Annotated in this window: 10 protein-coding genes; 6 read left to right on the top strand and 4 right to left on the bottom strand. The window is 60.2% G+C overall.

Annotation, left to right across the window (positions count from 1 at the left end):
- Window positions 1-4: 4 nt before the first annotated feature.
- On the bottom strand, window positions 5-460 hold the full coding sequence (locus tag H8B14_RS14755) for a thioredoxin family protein (protein WP_187316421.1): 456 nt from the start codon (window positions 458-460) through the stop codon (window positions 5-7).
- Between the two features lie 396 nt (window positions 461-856).
- Between H8B14_RS14755 and H8B14_RS14750 the strand changes: the two genes are divergently transcribed.
- The 6 genes from H8B14_RS14750 to H8B14_RS14725 all read left to right on the top strand — a co-directional run bounded on the left by H8B14_RS14750 (window position 857) and on the right by H8B14_RS14725 (window position 8,186).
- A complete protein-coding gene (locus H8B14_RS14750) occupies window positions 857-1,606 on the top strand; it encodes a TonB family protein (RefSeq protein WP_187316420.1) in 750 nt (249 codons plus the stop codon).
- Window positions 1,607-1,666: 60 nt separating this feature from the next.
- The gene (locus H8B14_RS14745) at window positions 1,667-2,632 is read left to right on the top strand and encodes an LIC11966 family surface protein (RefSeq protein ID WP_187316419.1); all 966 of its coding nucleotides are present in this window, start codon (window positions 1,667-1,669) and stop codon (window positions 2,630-2,632) included.
- A gap of 157 nt (window positions 2,633-2,789) precedes the next feature.
- Window positions 2,790-4,247 carry an Asp-tRNA(Asn)/Glu-tRNA(Gln) amidotransferase subunit GatB gene (gene gatB, locus H8B14_RS14740; protein WP_187316418.1) on the top strand — a complete coding sequence of 486 codons (1,458 nt, stop codon included), beginning with the start codon at window positions 2,790-2,792 and terminating at the stop codon, window positions 4,245-4,247.
- Window positions 4,248-4,341: 94 nt separating this feature from the next.
- Window positions 4,342-5,469 carry a redoxin domain-containing protein gene (locus tag H8B14_RS14735; RefSeq protein WP_187316417.1) on the top strand — a complete coding sequence of 376 codons (1,128 nt, stop codon included), beginning with the start codon at window positions 4,342-4,344 and terminating at the stop codon, window positions 5,467-5,469.
- A gap of 229 nt (window positions 5,470-5,698) precedes the next feature.
- Window positions 5,699-6,844: a TlpA disulfide reductase family protein gene (locus H8B14_RS14730; protein ID WP_187316416.1), complete on the top strand. Its 1,146-nt coding sequence runs from the start codon at window positions 5,699-5,701 to the stop codon at window positions 6,842-6,844.
- A gap of 319 nt (window positions 6,845-7,163) precedes the next feature.
- Window positions 7,164-8,186 (top strand): hypothetical protein, encoded by a 1,023-nt coding sequence (locus tag H8B14_RS14725; protein WP_187316415.1) that lies wholly within the window; start codon window positions 7,164-7,166, stop codon window positions 8,184-8,186.
- 226 nt (window positions 8,187-8,412) lie between these two features.
- On the opposite strand, the gene H8B14_RS14720 is transcribed toward H8B14_RS14725, so the two are convergent.
- The 3 genes from H8B14_RS14720 to H8B14_RS14710 all read right to left on the bottom strand — a co-directional run bounded on the left by H8B14_RS14720 (window position 8,413) and on the right by H8B14_RS14710 (window position 12,177).
- Window positions 8,413-9,255, bottom strand: a complete 843-nt coding sequence (locus H8B14_RS14720; RefSeq protein WP_187316414.1) for a hypothetical protein — start codon at window positions 9,253-9,255, stop codon at window positions 8,413-8,415.
- Between the two features lie 69 nt (window positions 9,256-9,324).
- Entirely contained in the window at window positions 9,325-9,843 is a 519-nt protein-coding gene (locus H8B14_RS14715; protein ID WP_410054461.1) for an acyl-CoA thioesterase, read from the bottom strand.
- 150 nt (window positions 9,844-9,993) lie between these two features.
- Window positions 9,994-12,177, bottom strand: a complete 2,184-nt coding sequence (locus H8B14_RS14710) for a M43 family zinc metalloprotease (protein WP_187316412.1) — start codon at window positions 12,175-12,177, stop codon at window positions 9,994-9,996.
- Window positions 12,178-12,327: the final 150 nt, after the last annotated feature.

The raw sequence follows: 12,327 nt of genomic DNA, 5'->3' as shown, positions 1-12,327 counted from the left end.
GAGCTTATTTCTTAGCCAGCAATTGCGTGAGGTAGGCGTCGTAGGCGGTGGCGCCGCCGGGGCGGTAGCCGGTCTTCGCCAGAATCTTGCCCTCGGGTGAAAGCAGCACTACCAGCGGAAATGAGCCCTCTTTGTTGAGCTGGGCCGCGGCCTGCTCGTTGACTTTGGTTTGGGTGGCAGGCAGCTTGTTTTTCTTGCTGCGCGGGAAATCGAAGCGGGCCAGCACGAATCTGTCTTTCGCAAACTGCTCGAACTCGGGCTTATCGAACACTTCCTGCTTGAGCATGATGCAGGGCTTGCACCAGTCGGAGCCTGAGAAAACGGCCAACACGGGCTTATTGGTGGCTTTGGCTTGCTGCATGGCAGCCGCCAGATCGGTATTCCAGGTGGCGGGGGCCGTCTGGGCCTGGGCGCCCATGGCAGTCAGCAAGGCGGAGAGGCAAAAGGCGAGGAAGCGCATGAGGCAGTAATGAACTGGATGAGAAATTAAAACTACATTAAAATATAAGTTTTGCTACCCTTACGCTTTCCGCGCTGGATTAGTGCGATTGTGCATGACTTTAATAATCTAACAGCCCATAGTGCCAACTAGGCGGTGTCTGTAGAGTCGTTGGCAATTCATTAACCTGCATGCTTCAACAAGCCGACGCCAGATGAAGCAGGATCATTTTAGGGTCTTCAGATACCTCCTAGCTTCTGCCAGGATGTTGCGGTTTCCGGCCAAACGAGCGGGGCGCCCCCAGGCAGTTTACCGGAATTTGTGATTTAGCGGCAAGACTGTAGTTTTGGATGAGCAGGTTGTCAGGCCAGTCGGCTGCGGGCCCTGCCATGTCTATTATTATCCAGTATTCACTGCGTGAAAAGAATCCTATTTGCCCTGTGGCTGGTGGGCGGCAGCGCCGCCTATGCCCAGCAAACCCCGGAAGGCCCGGCACCAGTCAAGACAGTGGAATATTACTCCGAGGATGGCGAGAAACTGCCGTCGGCGCAAAATGCCCACCACCGGGTTGAAACCATTCACCGCGACAGTCTGGGCAGTATCATGCGCGTGTATTACCCCAGTGGCAGCCTCCGGGAAATACTGTTTTTTGCTGATCTGAAGAAACGCATGCAGCACGGCACCAGCACTACCTGGTACGAGGACGGCAAGCCCCACACCCGCGAGGACTACGTGGCTGGCAAGCGGCACGGCGAACTGCTGGTGTACTATCCCGATGGCAAGCTGCGCCGCCGCGACCAGTTTGTAGCGGGGCAGCGCACGGCTGGGGAATGTTTCAACCCCGATGGGAAGCCGGTTGCATATTTCGAGTATGAGCAATTGCCCGTATACCCGGGCGGGCAGAACGCGCTGCTCAATTTCATTGCCCGCAACGTGCATTACCCGGGTACGGCGTTTCGCAACAGAGTGCAGGGCAAGGTGCAGATTGGCTTTGTGCTGAATGCAAAAGGGGAGGTTGAAAACGTCCGCGTCATTCAGTCGCTTTCCCCCGAAACCGATGCCGAGGCTATGCGGGTGGTGCGTCAGCTACGCAGTTTTCAGCCGGGTCAGCAGGATGGCCAGCCAGTGCGCGTCAGCTACACTTTGCCCATCAAATTTACTCTTTAAGTAGTGAAGGCGTCGTTGCCATTCGCTGATTTTCCGTTTTCCCACCCTTACTGTTACGCTATGCGCTTTTCTACTCTTGCTGCGGCCGTCCTTTTGGCGGCCGTTTCCACCACCGCCTCGGGGCAGGCCTTCACCGACCCCGGCGCCTACAACAACGCCATTGTGGCCGAGCAGCTGATCATGCAGAAGAAAAATCTGCGCTACATCAGCAAAGCGGCTCACAGCGAAAATGAGCGCAAGATTGAGGCCCGCCGCCAGGATGTGGTAGCCCAGAACAAAGCCTCACTGGCCAAAATCTCGCACATGCCCGGCTACGAAGGCAACACCGAGTTCCGCGACCGGGCCAAAGCCGCGTTTCAGCAGATGCTGAACGTATATGCCGCCGATTATAAGCAGGTGAACTCGCTGGCTGCCAGCCGCACGCAGAGCCTGGAGGCCATGCAGCGTTACTTCGATGCTGTGGAAGCCGCCGAGCAGAAGCTGGAAGTGGCCGGCGACAGTGTACAGGCCGCCCAGCAGCGCTTTGCCGCCCGCTACAAGATGACCATGAGCGAAGACGGCGAAGCCCGCAAGATGAACGCCGTTATCCGGCAGGTGTCGGAGGTGAACACCTATCAGCACAAGGTATTTCTGGCCTTCTTCCGGGTGGAAAAGGCCAACGCCAAGCTCACCGACGGCCTCAACGCTCAGAACGCCACCGATTTTGAAGCCGCCCGCGTGCTGCTGGCCGCCGAAACCGACAAGGCCCTGGCCGAGCTCAACGCCGTGCCCGCCTTCCGCGGCAAAGACACGCAGTACCGCGACGCTACTCGCGACTACGCCAAGTTCTACCTGATCTGGAGCGCCAACCAGTTCAAGAAGATGACCGAGCTGATCGAAAACAAGGACAAGCTCACCAAGGTGGACGTGGACACCTTCAACGGCTACATCAAGGCCTATAACATTCAGAACAGCAAGTTGCTGGACGCCTACAACCGCGCCGCCAACAACTTCCAGGCCGCCTACATCCCGGTCTTCAACGACTGACCACGGATTGGTACGGATTAGACGGATTAGTCGAATTGTGCAGGTGCGGCACTGGTAGCGTCGGCATGCCAGCTACAAAATCAGTGGAATCCGAATAATCCGGCTAAATCCGTGATTAACTTGCGGCCCCGGCGGCCAACTCGCCCAATTCCCTCTTATGGACGACAGCATCAAATCGAAATACCAGCCCGTCATCGGCCTCGAAGTACACGCCCAGTTGCTCACGCGCAGCAAGATGTACTCCTCCGACGAAAACGAGTACGGCGCTTTGCCCAATAACAACCTGAGCGTCATTACGCTGGGCCACCCCGGCACGCTGCCGCGCGTGAACTACTCGGCCGTGGAGTTTGCCATGAAAATGGGCCTGGCCACCAACTGCCACATCCGCCGCGACAACCTGTTTGCGCGCAAAAACTACTTCTACCCCGACCTTCCCAAGGGCTACCAGATTACGCAGGACAAAACCCCGATCTGCACCGAAGGCCACGTGGATATCCGCCTGGCCGATGGCTCGGTGAAGAAAATCGGCATCACCCGCATCCACATGGAGGAGGACGCGGGCAAGAGCATGCACCTGGCTGGTGAGGTGGAAACCCTCGTGGACCTCAACCGCGCCGGTGTGCCGCTCATCGAAATCGTGAGTGAGCCCGACATCCGGAACGCCGAGGAAGCCTATGCCTACCTGGCCGAAATCAAGAAGCTGGTGGAGTACCTGGGCATCTGCGACGGCAACATGGAGGAAGGGTCTCTGCGCTGCGACGCCAACATTTCGGTGATGCGCAAGGATGCCACCCAGTTCGGCGTGAAGGTGGAGGTGAAGAACATGAACTCGTTCCGCAACGTGCAGCGGGCCATCGAGTACGAGATTGAGCGGCAGATTGCGCTGGTGGAAGCCGGCGAAGTCATCGACTCGGAAACCCGCGGCTTCGACGCGGCCACTGGCACCACCAACGGCCAGCGCAGCAAGGAAACCATGAACGACTACCGGTACTTCCCGGAGCCCGACCTGCCGCCGGTTATCATTTCCGACGAGTGGCTGCACCGCGTGCAGAGCGAGCTGCCGGCGCTGCCGCAGCAGCTCTATGCCCGCTTCACCGGCGAGCTGGGCCTCTCGGATTATGATGCCACGGTGCTGACTGCTGAAAAGGAAGTAGCCTTGTATTTCGATGAGCTGACCCGCCTGACGCCCAACGCCAAAGCTGCCGCCAACTGGGTGACGGGCCCCGTGAAAGCCTACCTCAACGAGCGCGCTCTCACCCTCGACCAGTTCCCACTCACGGCCCAGCACCTGGCCGACATCATCCAGCTCATCGACGACAATAAGGTGGGCCACTCGGTAGCCAGCAAGCAGCTGTTTCCGTTCCTGCTGGAAAACCCCACGCACACCGCCGCCGCGGCTGCCGAGGCCCAGGGCCTGCTGCAGCAGTCAGATGCTGGTGCGCTGGAAGCCATGATTCAGCAGGTGCTCGATGCTAACCCGGCTAAAGTAGCCGAGTACCGCGACGGCAAAAAGAGCCTGACGGGCATGTTCATGGGCGAGCTGATGAAGCTCACCGGCGGCAAAGCTGACCCCAAGCTGGCCAACCAGATGCTGCGCCAGAAGCTGGACTCGTAACAGCAACTAAAATAGCTGCACATGCAACGCAACTCCCCTCAGTTGAGCTCAATTGAGGGGAGCTGCTTTTTTAACTGACTTTATTCTATCCCAGATGCGGTATTTCATTGGATTAATAATGCTGGCCTCGGCTGTAGTAGCGTATTCAGAAGCTGCTGCGCAACAGCTCCGCCGCCCGGCTTCCAACTATCAGGTGCGCGGTCAGCTGACCAATGCCCCGGCCGGTACGCAGGTGCTGCTAACCGACGACCACACCGGGCAGCGGGTACCCGTAGATTCGGCCCTGACCGATTCTAAAGGCCGTTTTCGGTTGCGGGGCGCGGTTGCGGGCCCGGGGGTATACAGCTTGCGGGTGGCCGGCCAGCGCATGTCTACCGATGTGGCGCTGGCACCTGGCAGCCGCCTGCGCGTGCGCGCCGACGCCACCCAGCTCCGGCTCACCGGCGCAATAACGGGTACCCCGGAAGCGGCTGCGCTGTCTGAAATGAATCAGGAGCAGTTTCGCCTGCTTTCCCACATCGACACCCTTGTTCAACGGCGCGCTACCACCACCGATACGGCCGCGCTCCGCCGCATCGGGCAGGAGTGGGACGCTACTTTTGCGGCCTTCAGGATGGCTGCGCGGCGCGTGGCCGGGCAGGCGTCGTACGTGGCGCCCTACGTGGCGGCCGCCTTCCTGAGTGGCACCGACGACGCAGCGGAAGTAGCGTTTCTAGATTCGGCTACCACCCGCTACATGCGGCAGTGGCCGGCCTCGCCCCACACGCAGCAGCTGCAGCGCTACCAGGACATGCGGAAAGCCACAGCCATTGGCCGGCTGGCACCGGATATTCAGCTGCCCACGCCGGCCGGCGCGCTGCTGGCACTTAGTAGCCTGCGCGGCAAGTACGTGCTGATTGATTTCTGGGCCAGCTGGTGCGGCCCCTGCCGGCAGGAAAACCCTGCGTTGGTACGCATCTATCAGCAGTTCCAGGGCAAAGGATTTGAGATATACGGCGTGTCGGCCGACAGTAAGAAAGAAGCCTGGCTGTCCGCTATCCAGAAGGATGGCCTGCCATGGCCGCAGGTGCGCGATGAGCCCTCAAAAACCAGCGTAGCGGGTACTGTGTACAATATTTATCGGTTTCCTTCGTCGTTTTTGCTGGATGCCACTGGCCGCATTATCGCCAAAGACCTGCGCGGCGAAGACCTGGCAAAGAAGCTGGCCGAGCTGATGCCGTAGCGGTGTAAGCCCGTAAGCTGCTGCAAAGGAGAACCATATGCCAGGTGGGAAATAGCTGCAGTAGGCGAATTTCAGGTTGTCGCGCCCGAACCGGAGCCGCCAGGGCGGTGTTGTCCAACCCAACGGAGTGGGCATTTTTCCAAATCCGGTTGAAAGTGGCAACTTGCGGCGGCTTTGGCTGTCTTTTGCCTACCTAACTGCCGGCGCCCGGCCGGTTTTTCTTTTGAATATGCTGAAAATGAAGAGTCTGCTGATTGTTGGAACTGTGCTGGGCATGGCCAATGCCTGCACCAAGAACACGCCGCCAACTGCCGGTACGGCCGATGCCGCCGCCGGCTACCAGCTCAGCGGCCAGCTCACCAACGCCCCGGCCGGTACCAAGCTTTACCTCGCCGAGCTGGGCGAAACCCAGTTCATCTCGCGCGACACGGTCACGCTCGACGAGAAAGGTAATTTTCGCTTTACCGGCACCGTGCCCGAGCCCGGCCTCTACCAGGTGAAAACCACCGACCAAAGCCAGGTACTGCTGGCCCTGAGCAACGGCAGCCGCGTAGAGCTGTCCGGCGACGCCCAAAAGCTGGCCGAAACCTACACCGTGAAAGGCTCCAAAGACTCCGAGCTTCTGCAGCAGCTCAACCGCACCATGCAGCAGTCGAAGGGGCAGATGAGTGGGCTGGAGGCGCGCTACAACCAGAACGCCGCCGCCAACCGCACCGACTCCATGCAGGCCATTGAGAAGATGTTTTACGATGCGCAGGCCCGCAGCACCAAAAGCATCAAAACGTTGGTGCAGCAAAACCCCAAGTCGGTGGTGTCGGCCTTCGTAGTGGCCAACCTGATCAACGCGGAAGAGCAGTTTGGCTTCGTGGATTCCATGACCACGCAGTTCAAAACCACGCTGCCCGACTCGCGCTACACCAAGGCGCTAACTGCCAAAATAGAGCCTATGCGCAGCACGGCCGTAGGTGCCGCCGCCCCCGAAATCAGCTTGCTGGCGCCCGATGGAAAGCCGCTACCGCTGAGCAGCCTGCGCGGCAAATATGTATTGGTTGACTTCTGGGCCAGCTGGTGCGGCCCCTGCCGCCGCGAAAATCCCAACGTGGTGCGCGCCTACAACAAGTACAAAGGCAAGGGCTTTGAAATCTATGGCGTGAGCTTCGATCAGGACCGCAGCAAGTGGCTGAAGGCCATCGAAGCCGACGGCCTCACCTGGAAGCACGTTTCGGACCTGAAAGGCTGGGAATCGGCCGCGGGCCAGACGTACAGCGTCAAGTCCATCCCGGCCTCGGTGCTGCTTGATCCGCAGGGGCGCATCATTGGCAAAAACCTGCGCGGCGAAGCCCTGGAAGCTAAACTGGCCTCGGTGTTGAAATAACCCGGTTTCAGGTGCAATGCAAAAGCCAGCTCTATAAGGGGCTGGCTTTTTTGTGGCCGCTAGTGGCACTGACTTCCGCCAGCTGGCACTGTGGTATCAGGCGTAGCTTGCCCTGCCGGTTTTTCCATCCAATTCGTTGGTCGTTTTGCCAGCTAGCCAGCCAGCCGCAAAAGGAAGGCAGAGCCCCGTGCATATCAGTGGCGTTCAGCTGCGTGGCAAAGGCCTCACTCAGCATAATTTTGGTCTTGAGGGCTGGCGGTTTTATTCAATAATACGTAAGTGCGGGCGGTTCGTATCTCAAACATTAACCTACCGTATTATGCGTCATAGTTTCTTCTCAATCCGGCCTGCTGCTACGCCGATGCCGCGCTTTGTGCTGCTGGCCGCCTTTGCCGCTGGCTTGCTGGGTTTGCTGCCCGGCTGCTCCGATGACGATGAGCCCGTCACTCCTCCCGTAGCCGCTCCGAGCCTGATTTCCGTGCCGCAGGCCGCTTTCCATCCCGAAGGCGTGCAGTACGACGATACCAACAAGCGCTTTATCGTTAGCTCTCGTACGAAAGGAGTCGTGAGCACCGTGCGCGACGACAGCACCTTCACCCAGCTCGCCGACGACCCCCGCTTGATTTCTACGATTGGCGTCAACCTCGACGCTGGCCGCAACCGGGTGCTGGTGGCCGTATCCGACAATGGTGCCAATGCGGCCCGCACTTCGGCGGCTACATTGCGCAAACGGGCGGCGCTGGCCATCTTCAACGCCACCACCGGCGCGCTGCTCAACTACGTGGACCTGGGCGGTATCACCGGCGCGGCATCTTACCCCAACCACTTTGCTAACGACATTGCCGTTGATGCTGCCGGCAATGCGTACGTTACCGACAGCAATGCGCCTATTATCTATAAAGTAGACCTGCAGGGCGTGGCGTCGGTGTTTCTTACAAGCCCACAGTTCGATGCCGGCACGGCCTTCGGCCTCAACGGCATTGTGTACCATCCCGATGGCTACCTGCTGGTCGCCAAAGCCAATACCGGGACGCTCTTCAAAGTGCCCATCGCCAACCCCACCAGCTTCACTACCGTCACCAACGCCGCCGGCCTGAGTTTGACCGGCGCCGACGGCCTGCTCCTGACCGACCCGCAAACCCTACTGCTCGTATCGGGTGGCCAAAGCACCGTTTACCGCCTGAACAGCACCGACGCCTGGGCTAACGTGCGCTCCACAGGTACTTTTGCAACGGGCGCTGTGAGTCCTACCACCATCACCAAGCGGGGCTCCGATGCGTATGTGCTGTATCCTTACAACGCCACCGCGCCACGGTTTAAGCTTGCGAAAGTAGCGTTCTAACGACATGCCGGCCTACTGAAGCGGCTGGCTGCCAGGGCAACGTATCTGTGGTCGGCAACCAGCCGTTTCATTTCCAGGTGCCTTCGCACGGCCCCGCAAGCGCAGGGCATTTGTATACTGCGTTGCAGGTGAGGTGCAGGTGGGTCTGCTCAAGCAAAGAAAAAAGCCCCGGCGTTGTGGAACGTCGGGGCTTTTTGGCTATCAGGGAGCTTGGTTTGGATGGCAGCTACCCGAGAAACATCCGCTGCATGGACTGCCACAGTTGCTTTTTGCGGCCGGCATCATATTCCAGCATCTTGATTTCGCTGGCGCCGAGGAAGGCCGTGTCGCCGTAGAGCAGCACCGGCTCGTAGGGCTGAGTGGTGTAAACGGCCACGTCGAGCAGGTTTTTGCCGAAGGCCAGGAACTGTCTGGCGGCCAGATGCTGGCGCAAACTGCACAGCGCCACCGGAAATTTGTCGTGTTCTACGTTCACCAGCACCACGTCTTCCATCACCAGTCGGATAGCCTTGAGGATGTTGTTCAAAAACACGTTGCGCGGCAGCTTTTTAAACTCCTCAGCCGACACGCGCACCAGAATCAGCAGGCCGTTGGGGTTGCTGCCCATGGTGGAAAACGGAATGTGCGCCACCGGCGACTGGGTAGGTGTGGGCTGGATGCGGCCCGGCTGCGAAGGTGGCGCCACCGGTGCGGCCGGCAGCTCTGCCAGCGTGAAGGAGTTGAACAGCGGCCCCGCAGCAACCGGCACCTGAACGGGTGGCGCAACCGGCGCGGACATTGGAGCCGGCAATGGTTGCGGTGGAGTGGGAGGCACTGCCGACGCAACCGGTACTGGAAGCATAACGGGCGCCGGAGCTGCTTGAGCTACTGGCGCGGCCGCGGCTAACACTGGATTGCCTGCCGGAGCTGCTGCCACCGGCGCTGGCGCCGCTTTTTGTGGCTTAGTTGCTACCGGCACAACTGCCGCTGCCGTTACCACAGGTGCGGTGGGCTGCGGGTCGGGCACTGCGTACAGCGACACATCGGTGTAGAAGTTCTGGAAGAAGGCGAGGGAAGCGGCAGTGTCCATGCGCAGAAGGTAGGGAAAAGCAGCCAGGTAACAGCGGGGCCAGCTTGCGTGACTGGCCCCGCCATTGGGCTACTGAATGGAGAACAGGGCCTTCAGCTCGGTGGCTTCTTCGGGCTTCATGCGGCCGCCCAGCACTAGGCGCAGCTGGCGGCGGCGGAGGGCACCGTCGTAGAGGGCAATTTCCTCGGGCGTTTCGGGCAGGGCCTCCGGCACGTCAATCGGGCGGCCCGACTGGTCGACGGCCACGAAGGTGAAGAACGCCTCATTGCTTTTGATGCGGGTGCCGCTCGGAATGTCCTCGGCCCACACATCAATGTGCACCTCCATGCTGGACGCAAAAGAGCGGGTCACCTGCGCCTGCAGCGTCACGACGTTGCCCAGCCGGATGCCTTCCCGGAACGACACGTTGTCGACGGAGGCCGTCACGACGATGCGGTTGGAGTGCTTTTGCGCGGCAATGGCGGCGGCAATGTCCATCAGGTGCATCATACGGCCGCCCATCAGGTTGTTGAGCGTGTTGGTGTCGTTGGGCAGCACCAGCTCGGTCATAATCACGAACGAGTCTTTGACGGGCTTCTGTTTGCGCATCATGCAGAAAAAGTGAATCAGAAATGAAGCTGCAAAGATACGCACAGACCCGGCGCGGTTAGCAGGGCGGCACCGGCAGCTGGTGTATCCCACAAAAAAGCCCCCGGCACCAGCAGGCACCAAGGGCTTTTCAGCAAAAAGCAAAATCGGCTAGTTCACCAGCACCTTCGTGGTAAAGGTCTGGTCGCCGAGGGTGAGGTGCACCAGGTACACGCCGGCAGGCAGCGGCTGGCCGGCGGCGCTCTGCAGTTGGATGCTCTGGGCGCCCGCACCGTAGGTTTTGGCAGCTACCTGCGCCACTTCGCGGCCCAGCATGTCGGTCAGGCGCATGGCGGCACGGGTGGCACTGGTGAGGGTGAAGTGCATGGCAGTTTCGGCGGTCAGTGGATTTGGGTATACGCTGATGCCGTGGCGGGCCAGATCGGCTTGCTGGTTGGCCAGCGGTGCCTGCGGATCCAGCAGCCGTACATTGTCCAGGCAGATACGGTTGCCCACGTTGCTCACCGACTCGAAGCGCACCCGGAACCGGGTGCTGCCCTGGTAGGCGAGGGGCAGCGGAATAGTGGTGGTCTGCCAGTCGGCGCGGGCCGTGGGCACGAAGTTGGTGATAATCGCGCCATTCTTGGTGTCGAGGGCGGCGGCGCTATACGTGAGCGGCGACGACCAGGTGGCCCCGCAGTCGGTGCTGAACGACACGCGCAGCACGTCGTTGATGGTGGCCGAGCGGCGGGCGTAGGCCCGCTCGAAGCTGAGCGTAGGTGTAGTGCCAATGCTGCTCAGGTTGATGTTAGGCGAAATCAGCGTGCTTACCGTGCCATCCGGCAACGACGGGTTGGGCGCCAGTAGATAGGCTACCCCAGTAGCGGCCGTGCCGTTGGCGCGCTGCCAGCTAAACGGATTTTCACCGGGCACCGACGACGTGATGGTCCAGTTGCGGATGGGCGTGCTGGTGTAGTTGATGGGGAAATCGGCGTTTTCAAACGACTCAATCAGCGGAGCCTGCTCGCCGGAGTTAGCCCCGATAACCTGCACCACCCGTTCCAGCTTCAGCGTATCGCGCCCGTTTGGGGTGATGATGATGAGCGTGGCATCGTAGGTGCCGGCCGTTGGATAAGTCACGACCGGGTTGCGGGCCGTGCTGGTGGCCGGCGTACCGCCTGTGAAGCGCCAGTCGAACTGGGTGGTAGCGGCCACGAAGTCGTAGTTATACGAGTAGTCGGTGAAGGCCACGCTGCCGCCTTCGCAGATGTTGTTAGTGGAGGGCCGGAAAGCTGCTACCGGTGCGCAGATACCTGGCTGGTAGCCGTCGTTGGTGCCCGTATTGAGCAGGTTTTGCGCCGATACCAGGGTTGAGCGGCACAACCGCGTAAGTGAAGCGCGCATCACCGTTTTCTGCCCCAGCGTAAACATTTTGGCGCAGGTGGCATAGTCCATGTAATTCTGAACGTTGGACAGGATGCCGCCTGGGTTGTTGTTGGGGGTGGTGCTGCCGGTGCCGTCGGCGTTGCAGGGGCGGTAGGTAGCGGAAGGGCAGCCCGACGTAACGCCCGACGTGTTGGGTGTGTCGGCAATGCCATCGTCGAGGCCGCAGTTGGAGGCAGCGCCAGGCGTGTTGGTGCCGCCCCAGGTGTGGGGCAGGCCAAAATAGTGGCCTACTTCGTGGGTGAGCGAGCGGGCCGCAAAGTTGGAGCCGCCCGAGCGTCCGATGCTGCCGAACTGTGCATTTCGAATCACGATGCCATCGAGGGCAGTGCCTACGCAGGGAAGGTAGGCGTAGCCACCGGCACCATTAGCCACATCCACCACCCAGATGTTGAGGTAGCGGTTGGGGTCCCAGCGGATTACGTCTTTCACGCTGTTGTTGCCGATGTTGGTTTGGGTGGAGTAGGTGCGCGTGATGCCGGTGGTGCAGTTGCCATCCGGGTCTTTCTTGGCCAGCCGGAACCGGAAGCCCACATTGGCATAGATTGGCCGGAACTCAGGAATAACGTCGGCAGTGTCGCGGTTGGTTTTGCTGAAATCCTCGTTCAGAATGCGGATAGCGTCGTTTACCTGCGCTTCCGTGATGTTGTTGCCGGTGCCCGAATGGATAACGTGGATAACTACCGGGACGGTTACGTCGGGGGCGGCCAGCAGGCGGGCCTGCTCGGCGGCGGGCATCATGGCCACGCTCCGGATAAAGGCGCGGTATTCACGCTCGGCGGCCGGATTACGGGCCCATTCCAGCTGCTGCACGCTGTCGGAGGCACACCGGAAGCCATAGTGCTGCTCGGGGTAGCGGGTGCCGCGTTGCTGGGCACTAGCGCCTAGCTGCGCAAGCAGCCCGGTTAACATCAGCAATAGGTTGAGTAATGATTTGTTCTGCATCGAACAGGAAAAAAAGGTGGGGAAACGGTCTGAAATAATGGCTTAAGAAGTTGCAAACGAAAGCCGCTAAAAGATTGCCTGGCAAAGGTTTCGCGGCAGCAAGCCGGCGGCGGCCTG

Source organism: Hymenobacter puniceus (assembly GCF_014333525.1).
Taxonomy (GTDB): Bacteria; Bacteroidota; Bacteroidia; order Cytophagales; family Hymenobacteraceae; genus Hymenobacter.
This window is presented reverse-complemented; position numbering and strand designations above follow the sequence as displayed.

Coding starts and splice junctions, on each gene's coding strand:
- H8B14_RS14725 (WP_187316415.1), top strand. CDS start 7,164: ATGCGTCATAGTTTCTTCTCAATCCGGCCTGCTGCTACGCCGATGCCG.
- H8B14_RS14745 (WP_187316419.1), top strand. CDS start 1,667: ATGCGCTTTTCTACTCTTGCTGCGGCCGTCCTTTTGGCGGCCGTTTCC.
- H8B14_RS14710 (WP_187316412.1), bottom strand. CDS start 12,177: ATGTTAACCGGGCTGCTTGCGCAGCTAGGCGCTAGTGCCCAGCAACGC.
- H8B14_RS14715 (WP_410054461.1), bottom strand. CDS start 9,843: ATGCGCAAACAGAAGCCCGTCAAAGACTCGTTCGTGATTATGACCGAG.
- H8B14_RS14730 (WP_187316416.1), top strand. CDS start 5,699: ATGCTGAAAATGAAGAGTCTGCTGATTGTTGGAACTGTGCTGGGCATG.
- gatB (WP_187316418.1), top strand. CDS start 2,790: ATGGACGACAGCATCAAATCGAAATACCAGCCCGTCATCGGCCTCGAA.
- H8B14_RS14720 (WP_187316414.1), bottom strand. CDS start 9,255: ATGGACACTGCCGCTTCCCTCGCCTTCTTCCAGAACTTCTACACCGAT.
- H8B14_RS14735 (WP_187316417.1), top strand. CDS start 4,342: ATGCGGTATTTCATTGGATTAATAATGCTGGCCTCGGCTGTAGTAGCG.
- H8B14_RS14755 (WP_187316421.1), bottom strand. CDS start 460: ATGCGCTTCCTCGCCTTTTGCCTCTCCGCCTTGCTGACTGCCATGGGC.